This is a genomic window from Roseateles sp. GW821-FHT02E12, from assembly GCF_059421665.1.
Window position 1 is genome coordinate 36,343 of the sequence record NZ_JBWKVK010000003.1, and the last position, 16,478, is coordinate 52,820.

Annotated in this window: 16 protein-coding genes; 4 read left to right on the plus strand and 12 right to left on the minus strand. The window is 68.2% G+C overall.

Features of this window, described 5'->3' with window-relative positions; genetic code table 11:
• Positions 1–18: 18 nt before the first annotated feature.
• Genes AC07V5_RS18195 through AC07V5_RS18240 form a run of 10 tightly spaced genes read right to left on the minus strand, consistent with a single transcriptional unit; the run spans position 19 to position 11,210 of the window.
• The gene (locus AC07V5_RS18195; protein ID WP_495117119.1) at positions 19–1,125 is read right to left on the minus strand and encodes an EpsG family protein; all 1,107 of its coding nucleotides are present in this window, start codon (positions 1,123–1,125) and stop codon (positions 19–21) included.
• Positions 1,125–2,321, minus strand: a complete 1,197-nt coding sequence (locus AC07V5_RS18200; protein WP_495117120.1) for a glycosyltransferase family 2 protein — start codon at positions 2,319–2,321, stop codon at positions 1,125–1,127. Before AC07V5_RS18200 ends, AC07V5_RS18195 begins: the two co-directional genes overlap by 1 nt.
• Positions 2,318–3,331 carry a polysaccharide biosynthesis protein gene (locus AC07V5_RS18205; RefSeq protein ID WP_495117121.1) on the minus strand — a complete coding sequence of 338 codons (1,014 nt, stop codon included), beginning with the start codon at positions 3,329–3,331 and terminating at the stop codon, positions 2,318–2,320. Before AC07V5_RS18205 ends, AC07V5_RS18200 begins: the two co-directional genes overlap by 4 nt.
• On the minus strand, positions 3,324–3,857 hold the full coding sequence (locus AC07V5_RS18210; RefSeq protein ID WP_495117122.1) for an acyltransferase: 534 nt from the start codon (positions 3,855–3,857) through the stop codon (positions 3,324–3,326). The genes AC07V5_RS18205 and AC07V5_RS18210 overlap by 8 nt, the downstream gene beginning before the upstream one ends.
• Complete coding sequence (locus AC07V5_RS18215; protein ID WP_495117123.1) at positions 3,854–5,167, minus strand: lipopolysaccharide biosynthesis protein; 1,314 nt, start codon at positions 5,165–5,167, stop codon at positions 3,854–3,856. Before AC07V5_RS18215 ends, AC07V5_RS18210 begins: the two co-directional genes overlap by 4 nt.
• On the minus strand, positions 5,164–6,294 hold the full coding sequence (locus AC07V5_RS18220; RefSeq protein ID WP_495117124.1) for a DegT/DnrJ/EryC1/StrS family aminotransferase: 1,131 nt from the start codon (positions 6,292–6,294) through the stop codon (positions 5,164–5,166). Before AC07V5_RS18220 ends, AC07V5_RS18215 begins: the two co-directional genes overlap by 4 nt.
• 1 nt (position 6,295) lies before the next feature.
• Positions 6,296–7,402: a DegT/DnrJ/EryC1/StrS family aminotransferase gene (locus tag AC07V5_RS18225; RefSeq protein ID WP_495117125.1), complete on the minus strand. Its 1,107-nt coding sequence runs from the start codon at positions 7,400–7,402 to the stop codon at positions 6,296–6,298.
• Between the two features lie 19 nt (positions 7,403–7,421).
• The gene (locus AC07V5_RS18230) at positions 7,422–8,216 is read right to left on the minus strand and encodes a GNAT family N-acetyltransferase (RefSeq protein ID WP_495117126.1); all 795 of its coding nucleotides are present in this window, start codon (positions 8,214–8,216) and stop codon (positions 7,422–7,424) included.
• Positions 8,217–8,248: 32 nt separating this feature from the next.
• The gene (locus tag AC07V5_RS18235) at positions 8,249–9,370 is read right to left on the minus strand and encodes a Wzz/FepE/Etk N-terminal domain-containing protein (RefSeq protein ID WP_495117127.1); all 1,122 of its coding nucleotides are present in this window, start codon (positions 9,368–9,370) and stop codon (positions 8,249–8,251) included.
• A gap of 19 nt (positions 9,371–9,389) precedes the next feature.
• Positions 9,390–11,210 carry an SLBB domain-containing protein gene (locus AC07V5_RS18240; RefSeq protein WP_495117128.1) on the minus strand — a complete coding sequence of 607 codons (1,821 nt, stop codon included), beginning with the start codon at positions 11,208–11,210 and terminating at the stop codon, positions 9,390–9,392.
• A gap of 289 nt (positions 11,211–11,499) precedes the next feature.
• Here AC07V5_RS18240 and AC07V5_RS18245 point away from each other — a divergent pair, with 289 nt between their 5' ends.
• Positions 11,500–12,633, plus strand: coding sequence for an MraY family glycosyltransferase (locus AC07V5_RS18245; RefSeq protein ID WP_495118006.1), 1,134 nt, complete (start codon positions 11,500–11,502; stop codon positions 12,631–12,633).
• A 33-nt stretch (positions 12,634–12,666) separates the two neighbouring features.
• Entirely contained in the window at positions 12,667–14,157 is a 1,491-nt protein-coding gene (locus AC07V5_RS18250; RefSeq protein ID WP_495117129.1) for a DEAD/DEAH box helicase, read from the plus strand.
• Here the strand turns inward: AC07V5_RS18250 and AC07V5_RS18255 are convergent.
• The gene (locus tag AC07V5_RS18255) at positions 14,154–14,915 is read right to left on the minus strand and encodes an SAM-dependent methyltransferase (RefSeq protein WP_495117130.1); all 762 of its coding nucleotides are present in this window, start codon (positions 14,913–14,915) and stop codon (positions 14,154–14,156) included. The two genes, AC07V5_RS18250 and AC07V5_RS18255, sit on opposite strands and share 4 nt — an antisense overlap.
• Complete coding sequence (locus AC07V5_RS18260) at positions 14,912–15,487, minus strand: Maf family nucleotide pyrophosphatase (protein ID WP_495117131.1); 576 nt, start codon at positions 15,485–15,487, stop codon at positions 14,912–14,914. The genes AC07V5_RS18255 and AC07V5_RS18260 overlap by 4 nt, the downstream gene beginning before the upstream one ends.
• Before the next feature lie 32 nt (positions 15,488–15,519).
• Here AC07V5_RS18260 and AC07V5_RS18265 point away from each other — a divergent pair, with 32 nt between their 5' ends.
• Both AC07V5_RS18265 and rpmF read left to right on the plus strand, forming a co-directional pair.
• Positions 15,520–16,071, plus strand: a complete 552-nt coding sequence (locus AC07V5_RS18265) for a YceD family protein (RefSeq protein WP_495117132.1) — start codon at positions 15,520–15,522, stop codon at positions 16,069–16,071.
• Positions 16,072–16,244: 173 nt separating this feature from the next.
• Positions 16,245–16,430, plus strand: a complete 186-nt coding sequence (gene rpmF, locus AC07V5_RS18270; RefSeq protein ID WP_056204281.1) for a 50S ribosomal protein L32 — start codon at positions 16,245–16,247, stop codon at positions 16,428–16,430.
• Positions 16,431–16,478 lie beyond the last annotated feature (48 nt).

Here is a 16,478-nt window from a genome sequence, read left to right on the forward strand (position 1 = left end):
CAGAACTCGCCGCCGCGCTCACAGGAACGGAACCTCGCGCATGTAGCTCGATCCGGCGGACCAGGCGAGCAACACCAGCAGGTTCATCACCAGAAGCCACAGCAGTTGCGCCTGGCCGCGGCCTACGGGTGGCCGCCCCGGCAGCAGCGAGGCCGCCAGCGTCAGGAACAGGATGGCGGGGTAGACGCCGTAGATGAAGCGATAGCCGAAGTAGGGCAGTGCCAGGAACGGAATGCACAGCAGGCTCAGCCGCAGTGCGACGGCGTAGTGGCCGTCCCTCAGCGCGGGCCGCAAGGGTGACGCGCTGCGGGCCAGCAGCGGCGCGGCCAAGGCGGCCAGTACGCAGGCGAAGGCGAGCACGCGGATCCACAGCTCGTCGTCCTCGTGCGCCGCGTATTTCTGGATCTCGTAGATGAAATCGGATGCGAGGGGCAAGGCGATCTGGGCATCCAGCGAGTTGACGGTGAGCCAGACCAGCACCGCCGTCGTACCGAGGAATTGCAGCCAGCGCAGCCGGGCCAGCAGATAGGCCGCCAGAAACAGCACGGCACTGCTGTGGAAAAGCACGGCCGCCAGCGCGAAGGGCAGTGCCAGCCAGCGACGCTGCCCGTGCGAGGTGGTCAGCACCGCGATGCCCAGCAGCATGAGACCGACCGACAGGCCCTGACGCAAGGCGTTGGTCGCCAGCTCGATGCCGATGATGGACAGCAGGAACGTCGCCAGGTAGCTCAGCCTCAGCCGCCAGGGTGCTGGCAACACCAGCACGGGCAGCACGATGGCGAGGATCCAGGCGGCAGGCAGCAATGCCGTGCTGCAGGTGCCGAGCATCATGCCGTTGAGAAGCAGGGTCGAAGCCTGGAAGCTGCCCTCGACGTCGGACAGGCGGCCGCCGTTGCAGTAGTGGGTGAACAGGTCTGCGTAGGCGACGGTGTCGACGCCGAAGTTCAGGCTGCGCAGGCAGAGCAGGGCGATGACGACGCCGCTGGCCGCACCAGCGCCAACCAGCACCGGCGTGGGATACAGGTGGGCCACGGCCGCATCCGCACGCCGCCTGAGCACGGCGAAGCCGAGGGCGATCAGCATGGCTGCCGCCACGCTCAGCAGAACGACGTGAGTCAACAGCATCAGCGCGCGTGGCTGGGCAAGTTCAGCCGAACCGGGTGGGCCTGACGATGGCTCTTGAGCGCCTCGAGTGCCTGCTCCGTGTCGGCGACATCCGCGACGACCTGGCCTTGCGGCGCGTTTGTAGCGCCAAAGCGCCGCGCCAGGATGCCGGCCACGCGGCGGGCTTCGCGCGCCAACGCGAGGGTTGCATCAGCAAGGGCCGCACCCCAGCCCGCCTGCCGCGCGTGAGCCTTGAAGCAGCCCCACACCAGCGTCTTGTACTGAGGGTCGGTGATGAGGCATTTGAGATAGAGCCGGGCGAAGTCTGCCTTGCGCAGCCACTCCGGCTTGTCCTCGATCGCCTTGAGCAGCGAGAAGCCCCACACGGTGGGAACGCTGTAGTACTCGGGCACCCGCGCGTCCCAGACGAGGTTCTTGAACGCGCCGATGTGGGCGTTGTCGCGCAGGCCGCCCACATGGCGGCCGCGGGCGCTGTGGCCCGAAGTGCTGCCACCGCTGGCGCCGGGGATGACGATGGGAAAGTCCAGCCGGCAGGCGCGGCGTGCTTCCAGCGAGATCAGCGCGGCGCTGTAGATGTCGGGGCTGACGCCGCCGAAAAGCGCGCCGTGCTTGGCGACGATGCGCTCTACCAGCCCGCGCGACACCATGCCCGCGTAGGCGCGCGGCATGTCGAGCACGCCGGCGCCCAGGTTGCCGAGCGCCTGGGCCAGTTCCGCGCGCGTGTCGAGCTCGCGCACGCTGCCGTCGTAAGGCGCGATCGCCAGCGTCGCGCTGCTCGCCTTCCAGCGCGTGGTGCTGACGAAGTTGGGCCAGTAGTACAGCAGCGGGAAGCTGAAGCCGATGGCCTCCACGCCTTCGCGTTGCGCCCAGGTGGCCACGTCGACGATCTCGGGGCTGACCAGGTCGTCGTCGCCGATGAAGACGAGGAACTCGCCCGAGGCGGCCGCCAGCCCGAGGTTGAAGTTCTCGACGACGCTCAGCGGCCGCGCGGGGCGCAGCAGCTTCAGCCGGGCCGGGCGGTCCGCGGAAAAGGCGGGCGAGATGCCATCGACCTCGCTGGTGTCGCTGACCACGACCTCGATGTCCGGCGACGCGGCCAGCACGGCGCGGATCGACGACACCGCGCAGTCGGGGCGGTTGTGCGTGGGGATGATGACCGACACCAGCGGGCGCACGGTCGTTACGCCAGCCGTCATGCCTGCCCCAGCTCCTCGCGCACGTACGACAGCGTCATCAGCAGATCCTTGATCTGCTGCACCGTGAGGCGCTCGGTGTTGTGGGAGGTGTAGTCGTCCACCTCGTTGGCAGCCGGCTCACCTTCCAGGATGTATTTGTCGTAGTTCAGGTCGCGGTTGTCGGCAGGGATGCGGTAGTAGCGCCCCCGGTCCTCGGCCTTGGCCATTTCCTCGCGCGACACCAGGCTCTCGTAGAGCTTCTCGCCATGGCGCGTGCCGATGATCTTGACTTCGCCGTTGCCGCTGAACATCTGGTTCAGCGCGGTGGCCAGGTCGGCGATGGTGCTGGCCGGCGCCTTCTGCACGAACAGGTCGCCCTGCTGGCCATGCTCGAAGGCATGCAGCACCAGGTCCACCGAGTCCTCCAGCGACATCAGGAAGCGCGTCATGCTGGGGTCGGTGATCGTCAACGGCTGGCCGGCCTTGATCTTCTCGATGAAGAGTGGAATGACCGAGCCGCGCGAGGCCATGACGTTGCCGTAGCGGGTGGCGCACAGCACGGTGCCGCCGGGCGGCTGGGTGCGGGCCTTGGCCACCAGCACCTTCTCGGCCAGCGCCTTGGAGATGCCCATGGCGTTGATCGGGTAGACGGCCTTGTCCGTGCTCAACAGCACCACGCGGCTGACGCCGTTGGCAATGGCGGCGTTCAGGACGTTCTCGGTGCCGATGACGTTGGTGCGCGTTGCCTCCATCGGGAAGAACTCGCAGGACGGCACCTGCTTGAGCGCAGCGGCGTGGAAGACGTAGTCCACGCCCTGCATGGCTTGGGCGACGGAGTTGTAGTCGCGCACATCGCCGATGCAGAACTGCACCTTGGAGTTGCGCAGCGCGACGCGCATGTCTTCCTGTTTCTTCTCGTCGCGGCTGAAGATGACGATGCGGCGGACGTTGGTGTTCAGGAAGCGGTTCAGCACCGTATTGCCGAAGGAGCCGGTGCCGCCGGTGATGAGCAGGGTCTTGTTGTCAAGCATGGGGAGCGGGAGAGCGGTGTTTGATGAACTTCGCCGGCGTGCCGCCGACGATTTCATTGGGGCCGACGTCGCGTGTGACCACTGAGTTGGCCGCGACGATGGCGCCGGTGTGGATTGTCACCCCGGCCGTGATCGTGCAATTGGCGCCGATCCAGACGTCGTCCTCGATGACGATGGGCGCCTCGACCAGCGGCTGGCGCACCATGGGCACGCCGTTCAGCGCGGTGCCGTGGTCGAAGGCGACCAGGCAGCAGTTGGGCGCGATCATCACATCGCGGCCGATGCGGATGCCTGCCGTGGCACCATTGACACAGCAGTTGTTGGAGATGGAAGAGCCTTCGCCGAGCTCGATGCGGCCCAGCAGCAGCACGTGGCGATAGACCAGTGCCCGCTTGGCAATCGCGAAGCCCAGCCAGTTGTAGGCGTGGCGGCGCAGCAGGCAGGACAGGCCGTCGTTCGGCAGCGCCGACAGCAAGGCCATGAAGGCCTCCCGCAGCATCGCCCGGATCAGCAGCAGCAGCTTCATGCCCGGGCCTCCAGCCAACACAGCGGCAGCATCAGTGCAGCGCCGGCGCCTAGCGCCCAGACGGCGCTGCGACGCGCGGCTGCAGCCGTTGGCAACTGGCCGGCCGCCCGCCACCACAACGCAGCGGTGAGCACGGCGTAGTAGGCCAGATAGATCCAGCAGATCCACAGCAGCCTGCCCTCGGCGGCGGCCAGCGCCACGCCACCCAGCGTCAGCACCGTCAACAGCGCGGACAGCCGGGCCTGGAAGCCGAAGTCGCCGAGCGCATTCAGCAGCGCAAGCGGCACGTTGCCGACGGCGCCGATGGCGGCAGCCGGCAGCAGGATGGCCGACATCGCGGCCACATCGGCTGCCAGCGGCGCGTCGTGCAGCCACCAGCCGATCAACGGGCGCCGGGCCAGCCACAAGAGCGCCGTGGGCAGCACCACCATGGCCAGCAGGCCCCAGGTCAGTTGCTTGCTGCGCAGCCACAGCAGGCTGGTGTCACCCTGTGCGTGGGCGCGCACGATGCGCGGCTGCATCAGCTGCGCGACCGGCGCGGCCAGGATGGCAATCGGTGTCATGCAGAACGTGGTGGCGAGGAAATACGGCGCTACGGCGGTGGGGCTGATCAAGGTGCCGATGAGCAGCTTGTCCATCTGCAGCACCGCGGCGCCGGCCAGGCCCACCAGGAACAAGGGCAGGCCGCGGCGCGCCAGCTGCGGCAGCGTCTCGTGCTCGCCTGCGTCCGCGCCGGCCAGATCGCGCTGGCCAACATGCCGGTTCACGGCCAGATGCAGGACGGCGCCCGCCAACTGGCTCAGCACGAAGCTGCGCAGGCTGGTCTCGATGAACATCAGCGCCGCAATGCTGAGCGCGCCGCGCAGCAGCACGCCGGCACCCTGGATGAGCGCGGCGCGCTGCACGTCGCCCCGCGCAACCATGGCAGCCTGGGCGAGGTTCTGCAGCGTCACGGCCCAGAACAGCAGCACGGCGCCGATGACCAGGCCGATGGGCTGGGCCGCCATCAGCGCCACCGGGCCAGCCAGGAGCAGCATCAGCCCGAAATACCGAGTCAGCAGCGCCTCCGCGCGGCGCCAGCGGGCCAGGCCGCGGGCCCCATCGGCGTCGGCGGCGAGGTCGCGTGACGTCAGCGCCGCCATGCCGAGGTCCAGCATGATCATCAGCGCCTGGGCCGACAGCAGCAGGGCCACCAGCCCGAAGTCGTGCTGGCCCAGCAGCCGTGCATACAGCGGGATGAAGAAGAGCGACACGACGACGCCGGCGAGCCGGCTGCCGTAGAGCAGCAGCAGTCCGCTGAATCGCCTCAAGCCGTGGCTCCAAGGGCGCTCGCCAGCGTGCTGGCAACGCGGTCCAGGTCGGCCGGCGTGAGCCAGTGGCCGCAGGGCAGGGCGATCACGCGCTGCATGAAGGCGGTCGTAGCCGGCAGCGCCACCGCGTCGCTGCCAAAGCCGCTGTAGCTGTCGATGTGGTGGTGCAGTTTGGAGGCCATCACGCCGCCGGCCTTCAAGGCCGCCAGCACGGCATCGCGCCGCTCGCACAGCACCAGCAGCCCCCAGTAGACGGGCTCGGTGCCTGCGGCCGGGGCCACCACGCGCAGGCCGGGCAGGCCTTGGAGGCGCTGCGCCAGCGCGCGTGCGTTCGCCTGGGTGGCAGCGAGGCGTTCGGCGAGGCCGGGCAGTTGGGCCAGGCCCAGCGCGGAGTTCAACTGACTGAGCGCCGCGGACCAGCCGATGTCGGCAATGTCGCTGGCCGGGTTGATCTCGCCGATCGCATCCCGGAACCCGCTCTGCGCGATGCCGAACCGCCGCAGCCGCAGCGCCTCGGCTGCCTTGCCGGCATCGCGGAAGGCCACCGCGCCGCCCTCCGCGGCATTGATCTGGCGGTTGGGATAGAAGCTGTAGACCGCGGCATCGCCCCAACTGCCGACGGGTTGGCCGTCAATCGTCGCACCCAGCGCCGTGTTGCAGTCCTCGATCAGTGCGATGCCCTGCTCGCGGCAGATGGCGGCGATCTCGGGGGCCGCCGCCGGGTAGCCGGCCGCGTGATAGACGATGCAGGCACGCGTGGCCGGTGTGATGCGCGCGCGCAGCGCGGCAGGGTCCATCAGCCCGGTGGCCGCATCCACGTCGACCCAGCGCGGCCGCGCGCCGAGGTTGGCGACGGGGGCCGTGCTGGACATGCAGGTGTAGGCCGGGCTCAGCACCTCGTCGCCCGCACGCACGCCCAGCAGGTGCAGGGCCAGCAGCATCGCGCTGGACATATCGCTGGTGGTCACCACATGAGGCTGGCCGGTCCAGGCTGTCAGCGCCTGCTGGAATTCGGCAACCTTGGGGCCGGACGCGATCTGGCCCGAACGCAGCACGGCGAGCGCGGCCGCCTCGGTGGCCGCGTCGCCGTAAGCGTGGAAGAGCGAGATGGGTGAGATGGGTGCCACGTCAGCCCCGGGCCAGCGCTTCGACGATGCGCTCGCGGTCCTCGTCGCTGACCCACCAGCCGCAGGGCAGGTGGGTCAGGCGCCGGTAGTAGTGGTCCAGGCCCGGCATGGGCCGGCGCATCGGCGCGAACACGCTGTGCAGATGGTTGGGGCGGTGCAGCTTGGATGCCGCCACCTGGATGCTCTGCAGCCGCGCTTCCACCGCGGCCGAGTCGTCACTGAAGACGGAGTACAGCCAGTAGGAGGGCTTGGCGGCGGCTTCGAACTGCGTGATCGTCAGGCCCGGGATGCGCGACAGCCGCTCGTCGAAGAAGCGGCCGTTCTCGATGTGGCGGTCGATCAGCCCGCCGATCTGCTCCAACTGCGCCAGGCCGATGACGGCGGACACGTTGTGCATGTTGTACTTGTAGCCGGGCGCCTTGATGTCGACCTCGGTGCGCGGCACGCCCTTGGACAGGCCGAACCAGCGCAGGCGGCGGGCTTCGTCCGCGCGCGACACGTCTCGCATCGTCAGCACGCCGCCGTCGACCGTCGTCATGTGCTTGATGGCCTGCAGCGAGAAGATGCTGAAGTCGCCGATGGTGCCGATGGCCTGATCGCCATAGCCCGCGCCCAGCGCATGGGCGGCGTCCTCGATCAGCGAGATGCCATGTTCATCGGCGATCTGGCGCAGCTCGGCCAGGCGGGCCGGGTAGCCCGCGTAGTGCACCACCAGGATGGCGCGCGTGCGCGGCGTGATCAGACTGCGCACCGAGTCCGGGTCCAGGTTGCCGCTGCCAGGGTCGACGTCGGCAAAGACCGGCACGGCGCCGCACTGAAGGATGACGACATTGGTCGGCTCGGCGGTCATCGCCGTCGAGATGACTTCGTCGCCAGCGCGCACGCCCGACATCAGCAGCGCGATGTGCAGGGCGCCCGTGCCGCTGCTCATGCCGAGTGCGACAGGCAGGCCAAAGTGGGCGGCGAAGCGGCGCTCGAACTCGTAGACCGGTTCGCCCTCGGCGACGAAGCCGCTGTAGAGGATCTGCTCCAGGGCGGGCATCAGGCGCTCGCGCGGCGGCATGGCCACCTTCACCATGGGAACGGGTGCGGGATGAGTGGGCGTCACAGGGGTGTCCTTCGGGTCTTCAAATGCGGTCCAGCAAGCGCAGGCGAGGCAGTTCGGGCAAGGGGGTGCCGGGCCGGGGGCGCCACATCTGCAGCTGCTGCGGCACCACGGCCAGCGCCGCACCGTGGGCCTCCAGCGCTTGGGGCAGGCTGTCGCCCCGCAGCGCATTCAACCGCCAGCGCGCCGGCATCACCGAGGCCAGCAATTCGATCACGTCGGCATCATGGCCTTGCCATTCCGCCACCGAGACACCCAGCGGGTCCAGCAGCATCAGCAGCTCGGCGCTGGGGGTGCCGACGCGTAGGCCGTGGTGGGCGTAGGCCGGCAATCCGCGCCGCCTGCCCGCTGTTTCGGCGCTGTCTGGCCAGCGGTGCGCGGGCGCAGAAGCCGCGCTGGCCGGCCAGTGGCTCACCTGGCATTGCAGGCTGTCGTCGCGCGGGATGAAGCCGTGCGATTGGTAGACCGCCGGCTTGCCAGTCCACAGCGTCGTGCCGGCATGGCCGAGTTGATCGACTTCGCACAGGGTTTCCTCCAGCAACTGGGTCGACAGGCCCTGGCCGCGGTGGCTGGGGTGAACGCAGACGAGGCCGACGGCGGCGGTCTGCGCGCCGCAAGGGCGCACTGTCAGACCGGCCAACAGGGCCCCGCCATCGCTCAGCGTCGCGAAACGGACCCCGTCCTCCGGCTGCTTGATCCAGGGGAAGTGCTCTTCAAGGCTCAGGCCCCGACCGCGCTGGACGAAGAAGACGTCCCAGAGCAGTGCCGCATAGGCAGCAGGTAGGCGGGCGGAGAAATCGAAGCGCAAGCGGGCCATGTCGGAGGGCAGCCGGCGGGCCGCTGCAAAGCTCAGCCGCCGGTCGAACGCACGCGCAGCGCGGTCGCCCGCCAAAGGGGCTGCAGCAGTGTGAAACCGATCGCCAGCAAGGCGGCGGCGAACGCGCCCGCCGCAGCGAAATAGCTGCGCCTCGGCCAGCTCTTCATCTCGGGCGCCGTGGCGACATCCACCACCTGAATCAGCGCACCCTCGCGAGCCTCGTCCAGTCGCGCCAGCTCGAACTGCTTGGACAGCAATTCGAACAGCGTCTCCTGGTACTTGAACTCGCGGTAGATGCCAAGGTAGTTGGCGTCGTCCGTGGTTCCCACGGTGCGCTCCAGCTTCTGCAGTTCACTGTTCAGCGCAGCGACCTGGGCCGACACCATCTGCACCTCGGGCGCCGTGTCGGTCAGCTGCGAACGCAGCGTGCGCAGCTTGACTTGGGCCGCCGTGGCGTCTGCCTTGAGCTTGGCATAGGCCTCCGCGGCCGCCTTGGGCTCGGCTTTGATGGCGCCGGCATTGAAGCCGCTGCCTTGCAGCTTGCCCTGGGCCGCCGTCAGGCTGGCCTGGGTGCGCTTGAGTTCCGTCTCGAAGAAGGCTCGCCGCTGCTGGGTCTCGGTCAGCGAGAGTTCGGTCGACAGGCGGCGCAATTCGGCCACGTGCCGGTTGGCCAGATCCGCCGCACGGGCGGGCTCGGCGTCATCCACCTCGACGGTGATCAGCCCATCCTTCTTGCCCAGGGAGACGCGTACACGCTTCTCCAGCATGCGCCGGGCTTCCGCGCGGCGCTCCAGGCCGTACACCTCCTGAAGCTTGAGCTGATCGATCAGCCGGTCCGCGACATTGAGGCTCTGGAGCAGCGAGACGTACTGGTCGGCCGTGGTCTTCAGGCTGCCCATGCTGCCTGCCAGGCCGGACAACGCGCCGAGCGATGCCAGCGCCGAAGCCGCGGAGCTCTGCTGCTGCTGGGGAGGCACGAAGACCGTGCGGGCGGTGTAGAGCGGTGTGGCCAGGTAGCTCACGCCGATGGCGCAGGCGGCGCCCACCAGCGGCGCGGCCACCAGCAGCCGCCAACGGCCGAACAGCAGGGCGAGCGGATCCAGCAGGGCGTGCCTGTCATCCGCGGGGAGCGAAGCCGAGCCTGGCGAAGTCATCGAAGCTTGATTCACGAGATCAGTTCCGGATCGTCTTCAGGGCTGCGGCACCCAGGCCGAATTGGTAGAGGATCTGAGTCCATTCCTTCGCCTCTTGGGTGAAGTTGGTCTTGCTCAGGTCCTCGGGCACGAAGATGGTGTCGCCCGGCAGGGACTGCAGCGTCGAGAAGCCGCTGCTGACGCTGAGCCAGCCGCTGTTCTGCTGCTTGGCGCTGATGACGCTGCCGTTGGCACGGATGACGAAGGTGCTGTTCGTATCGGCGCCGCGTGTCGGGCCGCCCGCGAGGCGCAACATCTCATCCACGCTGCTGTTCGAGTTGTAGACGAAGCTGCCGCCATTGAACACGCTGCCGAAAACACCCACCGATGTGGGCCGAGCGGGCACCAGCAGACGGTCGCCGTCTTCCACCGCCAGGTCGGGCAGCGTGCCGGCATTCGGGGCCACCTGCAGCACGATGCGGCCGGTGGGCTTGACGGCGCGCAGGCGCTCGATCAGCTTGCTCGAACTGTTGGCGCGGGCCGCCTGGGCACTGGCTTCATCCGCCGTCAGCGCCTTCTGCGTCACCTGGATGCGCGCGAACTCCGTCTCCAGATCGCGCAGCGCGCGCTCATATTGCTGCTGCTGGCTGATGCGCACGCTCTCACGGTTGAACTCGCTGCCGAACAGGAAGGCGCCAGGCGTGAGGCCACCCGCGGCGCGGATCGCGTCGACAAGCGTGCTGTTGGGCGGCAGGATGAAGTCGCCGGGGCGATTGACTTCGCCTTCGATGCGCACGCGCTTGTTCTGGCGGTGCTGGGGCAGCGCCACCTCGAGCGCGCTGAAGGCGCGGAGCAGGTCGCCGCCTTGGAGCGGCTGGCGCATTTGCGCCGGCAGGCTGAGCTCGCTGATGCGAGTGTTGCTGCGCGCGTCGAGGCTTTCGATCGCCAGACGGCTGCGATCCGCCGTCGCGCCGAAGCCGCCCGCCATCGCCAGCAGCTCCTCCACCGCTTCGCCCGGCTTGAGCTCGAAGATTGCCGGGCGGTTCACGCTGCCGATCAGCGCCACTTGCGTACCCACGGGGCCGATGTGCACGACATCCTCGGCCTGGAGCACACGGTCGCCGGCCTTGTCGCCCTTGATGAGCAGGTCGTAGAGGTCGAACTGGCTGACCACCTTGCCGCCACGGCGCAGTTCGATGTTGCGGAAGCTGCCCGAAGCCGAGGGGCCACCGGCCTGCATCAGGGCGTTGACGACGGTCGACAGGCTGCTGACCGAGTAGGCGCCCGGCTTCTGCGTGAAGCCCGTGACGTAGACGCGGATGCTGCGCAGCTTGCCAAGCGTCGTGCTCAGCCGGTAGCCGCGAAAGGATTGCGCCACGCGCTGGTCCACCACGGCATTGAGGTCCGCAAAGCGCAGGCCTGCCACGAGCACACTGCCGACACGCGGAATGGTGATGCGGCCGCTGCGATCCACGATCAGGCGCAGATCGGCCTCGACGGAGCCCCACAGCGTGATGAGCACTTCGTCACCCAGGCTGATGACGTAGTCGGGCGGGATCTGGCTGCTGCCCTCGGGGCTGGCGCCCAGGCGGCTGCGGTCCGTCATCAACTCCGCGCCGAGGCGTCGGATGTCGGCGTCGTCGCCGGCGATGCGCTGGACGTAGCGTTCGAATTCGCTTTGCAATGACGGGATCTTGGCCCGCTCTTGCGGGGTGAGTTCTCGCCGCTGCGTGGCTTGCGTGTCCTGCGACTCCGTCTGCTCGCCGGCCGGGCCGCGCGTCTGCGTCTGCGTGTTCAGCCGGATGGGACCTTCCTGGCTCGTCGTCGCTTGTGAGTCCTGCGTCCCTGCCGCCAGGGTCATCCCCGAGAGGCCCAGCAGCGCGGCAGGAAGTGTCGCCAGCAGAACGTACCGGCAACGACTCCGAAGCCAGCGGAGCGCAAGGGTGGAGTCGTTAGATTGAGGCGCCGTCACGGGCGAGTCCAGGGACTCGTGAAATGTCATGAATTGCCGCTCTTCGAAGAGGAGACCGTGCTGCGAAGGGCAGTCGGTGGACGGCGCGCATTCTAGCGATTGGGGGGCGCCGGTAGAATTTGACGTCTGTCACGATTCCGACGCAGCCTGTTGTCTAGGCGCGCCGGCATTTTTAATGCTGCCCACCCTAGCTTTGAGTTTTGCCGTTGCGGCGGTCATCACTTTGTTGATCATCCGCTCGGCGCATTTCCATGGGGGGCTGTCGGCAGACCACGATTTATCGGGTCCGCAGAAGTTCCACACCCGCCCCGTGCCACGCATTGGCGGCCTGGCGATTTTTTCGGGCTTTGCTGCGGGCGCCCTGTTGCTGGCTTACAAATTCCCTGGCTTCAGCGGCAAGGTAGGTCTGTTGACCGCATGCTGCCTGCCTGCGTTTGCTTCCGGGCTGGTGGAGGACCTGACCAAGCAGGTCAGCCCCTTGCGCCGACTGCTTGCGACGCTGCTGGCCGGCGTCCTCGGCGCCTGGCTGCTCGACGGGCAGATCAAGTACACCAGCATCCCCGGACTGGACTTCATCGCGGGCACCGCGGTGGGCGGCTATGTGCTGGCGCTGTTCGTGGTCAGTGGCGTGGCCAATTCCATCAACATCATCGACGGCATGAACGGGTTGGCTTCGATGTGCTCCGCCATCATGCTGGCGGGCCTGGCCTACGTGGCCTTGCAGGCCGGAGACGTGTTCATCGCTGCGATCGCGATTGCCCTGATCGGCGCCATCCTGGGCTTCTTCATGTGGAACTACCCGTTCGGGCTGATCTTCCTGGGTGACGGTGGCGCGTATTTCCTCGGCTTCGTGCTTGCCGAGCTGTCCATCCTGCTGCTCGTGCGCAACCCCGACGTGTCGCCGATGTTCCCGCTGCTGCTGTGCGCCTACCCGGTCTGGGAGACGGTGTTCTCGATGTACCGCCGCAAAGTCGTGCGCGGGCGCCCGGTCGGCATGCCGGACGGCATCCATCTGCACAGCCTGATCTACCGCCGCCTGATGCGCTGGGCACTGGGCAGCAAGGACGCCGCCGTGCTGACGCGCCGCAACGCGCTGACCGCGCCGTATCTGTGGGTGCTGTGCAGCCTGTCGGTCGTGCCGGCCACCATTTGGTGGGACGACACGGTCATGCTGCAGATCATCCTGGGCCTCTTCGTCGTCTGCTATGTGCTGCTCTATTGGCGCATCGTTCGCTTCCGCACGCCGCGCTGGATGGTGCTGAATTCGCGCAGTGAATCGCAGCCGCCCATAGCCCGGCCGGAGAAGCGCTAGAGGGTTTCCCTGTCCATCCGGGATAATCACCGGATGCAAGAAACCCCTGAGTCCGCAGTCGCGGTGCCCGAAGAGGCGCCCGCGCCTGCCCGTTTTGACACGCTGCCCCTGGACGCCAAGCTGCTTCGCGCGGTCGCCGATTCCGGCTATCTGACGATGACGCCCATCCAGGCCAAGGCGATTCCCATCGTCCTGGAAGGCCGTGACGTCATGGGTGCCGCACAGACTGGCACGGGCAAGACGGCGGCGTTTTCCATCCCACTGCTGCAGCGCATGCTCAAGCACGAGACCGCCAGCGTGTCGCCCGCCCGCCACCCGGTGCGAGCCCTGGTGCTGGCGCCCACCCGCGAGCTGGCCGACCAGGTGGCCGACAACGTCAAGAAGTACGCCAAGCACACCCAGCTGCGTTCGATTGTCGTCTTCGGCGGCGTGGACATGAAGCCGCAGACGGCCGCGCTGAAGGCCGGCGTCGAGGTGCTGATTGCAACGCCGGGTCGTTTGCTGGACCACATCGAAGCCAAGAACTGCGTGCTCAACCAGGTCGAGTACGTCGTGCTCGACGAGGCTGACCGCATGCTGGACATCGGCTTCCTGCCGGACCTGCAGCGCATCCTCAGCTTCCTGCCCAAGGCGCGCCAAACGCTGCTGTTCTCGGCAACCTTCTCGCCCGAGATCAAGCGCTTGGCCCAGAGCTATCTGCAGGACCCCATCCTCGTCGAGACGGCCCGCCCCAACCAGGCGGCCACGACCGTCGAGCAGCGCTTCTACGGTGTGACCGATGACGACAAGCGTGCGGTCGTGAAGCAGATCCTGAAGGAGCGCTCGCTCCGCCAGGCCATCGTCTTCGGTAACTCCAAGTTGGGTGTGGCCCGGCTGGCCCGTTCTTTCGAGCGCGACGGCCTGCGCACGGCCGCCCTGCACGGCGATAAGTCGCAGGACGAGCGCCTTAAGTCGCTCGACGCCTTCAAGCGCGGCGAGGTGGATGTGCTTGTGGCCACCGACGTGGCCGCCCGCGGCCTGGACATTGCCGACCTGCCTGCCGTCTTCAATTTCGACGTGCCGTTCAACGCCGAGGACTATGTCCACCGCATCGGCCGTACCGGCCGCGCGGGTGCTTCGGGTCTGGCGGTCACGCTGGTCACCAAGTCCGATGCGCGCCTCATCGCCGACATCGAGAAGCTGCTCAAGCGCAAGATCGACCTCGACCCCTTCGAGCTGCAGGACAGCCGCCCGCCGCGTTTCGAGCGCCGCCGGCCGGAGGAGAGCGAGGCGCCGGAAGCCGCCCGCCCGGAGGTTCGCCCCGTGGCGGCACGCCCGGCCTATCGTCCGCCAGCACCGCCGAAGGACCCCTTCTTCGACAAGCCCTATGAGGCCAGCTCGGCGGGTGATCCGCCGGCCTGGGAGAAGGCCAAGGCGGCTGCTACGGCAGGCGCCGGCAAGGGCCTGTCCAGCTACATCAAGCCCAAGAAGCAGGTCGCCGCACTGTTCGGCGCCAAGGCCAGCCCAGCGCCGGCCGAGTCCTAAGCCAGGATTGCGAACACCGCAGGGATGCGGTCGGGCAGCTTGGTGCCGTTGGACCGCCAGTCCGCCACCGTGGCGGTCTGCGTCCAGCCGCCGGGCAGCGTCAAGCCGACGCTGATCGAGAGCCGCGTGGTGGGCTTCAGCGCGGCCAGCAGCGCCTGGCGCAAGGGCTCGTTGCGGTAGGGCGTCTCGATCAGCAGCTGCGTCTGCTGGGCCTTGGCCGACAGCGACTCCAGTTCGCGGATGCGCGCCGTGCGCCCGCTGGCGTCCACCGGCAGATAGCCGACGAAGGCAAAGCTCTGGCCGTTCAGGCCGCTGACGGCAAGCGCCAGTAGCAGCGAACTGGGCCCGGACAGCGCGACCACCTCGATGCCCGCCTCGTGCGCCAGTGCCACCAGGCGCGCGCCTGGGTCGGCCACGGCCGGCAGGCCGGCTTCCGAGATCAGGCCGAGGTCGTGCCCGGCATGCGCAGGGTCCAGCAGGGCAAGCCAGGCGGCCACGTCGTCGCCGCCGCCTCGGCCACCTTTGGGCGGGCGCGGCAGCTCGGCGATCTGCATGGCCTGCAGCGGCTGGTTCAACGGCGCGATGGCATCAATGCGCTTGAGCAGCGAGCGCGTCGTCTTCGCGCTCTCGGCGGCCCAGTGCGTCAGCCGCGCAGCCGTCTCGATGACGCGCTGGGGCAGCACCTCGCGCAGGTCCAGCGAATCGTCCACGCCGAAGTCCAGCGTGTTGGGCATCAGGATCAAGCGGCCCGTCTTCATGCCAAGGGCTCCAGGCCAGCGCGGCGCAACAGCGTGCAGGTGCGGATCAGCGGCAAGCCGATCAGCGCGGTCGGGTCGTCGGACTCGACGGCCTCCAGCAGTGCGATTCCCAGGCTTTCGACCTTGGCGCTGCCGGCGCAGTCATAGGGTTGATCGGCGTGCAGATAGGCCTCGATGGCCGCGGCGCTCAATTCGCGGAACCTCACGCGCACCTCGGCGCGCTCGATGGCCGCCAGGCCCGGCGCCACGATGGCCACGGCGGTCTGGAAGACGACGTCGCGCCCACTCATGCGGCCCAGTTGCGCGCGGGCGGCTTCGTGCGTGCCGGGCTTGCCGATGGCTTCTCCGCCCAGGTCGGCGACCTGGTCCGAGCCGATGACGATGGCGCCCGGGTGGCTGGCCGCCACGGCCCGGGCCTTGGCCAGCGCCAGTCGTTCGGCCAGCGCGGCCGGCGGCTCGCCGGGCAAGGCGGTTTCGTCGACTTCGGGCGCCACCGCATCGAAGGGCAGGCGCAGCCGGGTCAACAATTCCTGTCGGTAGCGCGAGGTCGAGGCGAGGATCAACTGAGGCATCGGAGCATTCTCCCCCGCCTAAACTCTCGGCCATGAAAACGCGCGCCTTTGTTCCCGAGAAGCTCGACGTTGCGGCCCTTGCTCATGACGACGCCAGCCTGGCCGGCGAATGGCCAGCGGCCTCGCTGGAGCGCCTGGCCGATTCGGCGGCCCCTGAGGCTCCTGCCAGCACCTGGCCCGCGCTGCAGTGGAGCCTGCACGGCGAAATACGCCAGCCCAAGGGCGGCAAGCCCCAGACCTGGCTGCACCTAACGGCCTCGGGGCAGGTCGCCTTGACCTGCCAGCGCTGCCTGAAGGCGGTGCATGAAGACATCGACATCGACCGCTGGATCCGCTTCGTCGATACCGAAGCTGAGGCCGCCGCGCTGGACGTTGACAGCGACGACGATGTGCTGGCCCTGCCGCGCCACCTTGATGCCCGCGAACTGATCGAGGACGAACTGTTGCTGGCCCTGCCGCTGGTGCCGCGCCATGACGTCTGCCCCGAGCCGCTGGCGCATGTCGAGGAAGAGGCGGAGCCCGAGGCTGAGGAGCGCCCCAACCCCTTTGCCAAGCTCGCTGCATTGAAGCGCAGCGACGGCTGACGCCATGGGCTTTCCCGCCATTCGGTGCCCTCAGTACGGCGCAGCTTGGCGACTTGACGATCCGCTGCTACAATCATGGGCTTTTCTGCGGTCTGGAGTTCGAGCGTTGACCTCACTCCCCGGGGCAGTGCCCCAAAGTCCGCCCCCCAATCCCGCAGAGTCTGGAGAATTTCATGGCTGTTCAGCAAAACAAGAAGTCGCCTTCCAAGCGCGGCATGCACCGTTCGCACAATGCTCTGGTCACCCCGGGCACCGGCATCGAGCCGACGACGGGCGAAGTGCACCTGCGTCACCACATCAGCCCCACCGGTTTCTACCGTGGGCGCAAGGTGCTGAAGAGCAAGGCCGACGCCGCCTGATGGTGCTCGGTGCCGCTTGCTGCGGCGCCAAACTATCGATGAATCTGC

Excerpts from the sequence above, each read along its gene's own strand:
- AC07V5_RS18195 (WP_495117119.1), bottom strand. The coding sequence starts at position 1,125 with ATGCTGTTGACTCACGTCGTTCTGCTGAGCGTGGCGGCAGCCATGCTG.
- AC07V5_RS18200 (WP_495117120.1), bottom strand. The coding sequence starts at position 2,321 with ATGACGGCTGGCGTAACGACCGTGCGCCCGCTGGTGTCGGTCATCATC.
- AC07V5_RS18205 (WP_495117121.1), bottom strand. The coding sequence starts at position 3,331 with ATGCTTGACAACAAGACCCTGCTCATCACCGGCGGCACCGGCTCCTTC.
- AC07V5_RS18210 (WP_495117122.1), bottom strand. The coding sequence starts at position 3,857 with ATGAAGCTGCTGCTGCTGATCCGGGCGATGCTGCGGGAGGCCTTCATG.
- AC07V5_RS18230 (WP_495117126.1), bottom strand. The coding sequence starts at position 8,216 with ATGGCCCGCTTGCGCTTCGATTTCTCCGCCCGCCTACCTGCTGCCTAT.
- AC07V5_RS18235 (WP_495117127.1), bottom strand. The coding sequence starts at position 9,370 with ATGACTTCGCCAGGCTCGGCTTCGCTCCCCGCGGATGACAGGCACGCC.
- AC07V5_RS18240 (WP_495117128.1), bottom strand. The coding sequence starts at position 11,210 with ATGACCCTGGCGGCAGGGACGCAGGACTCACAAGCGACGACGAGCCAG.
- AC07V5_RS18250 (WP_495117129.1), top strand. The coding sequence starts at position 12,667 with ATGCAAGAAACCCCTGAGTCCGCAGTCGCGGTGCCCGAAGAGGCGCCC.
- AC07V5_RS18255 (WP_495117130.1), bottom strand. The coding sequence starts at position 14,915 with ATGAAGACGGGCCGCTTGATCCTGATGCCCAACACGCTGGACTTCGGC.
- AC07V5_RS18260 (WP_495117131.1), bottom strand. The coding sequence starts at position 15,487 with ATGCCTCAGTTGATCCTCGCCTCGACCTCGCGCTACCGACAGGAATTG.
- AC07V5_RS18265 (WP_495117132.1), top strand. The coding sequence starts at position 15,520 with ATGAAAACGCGCGCCTTTGTTCCCGAGAAGCTCGACGTTGCGGCCCTT.
- rpmF (WP_056204281.1), top strand. The coding sequence starts at position 16,245 with ATGGCTGTTCAGCAAAACAAGAAGTCGCCTTCCAAGCGCGGCATGCAC.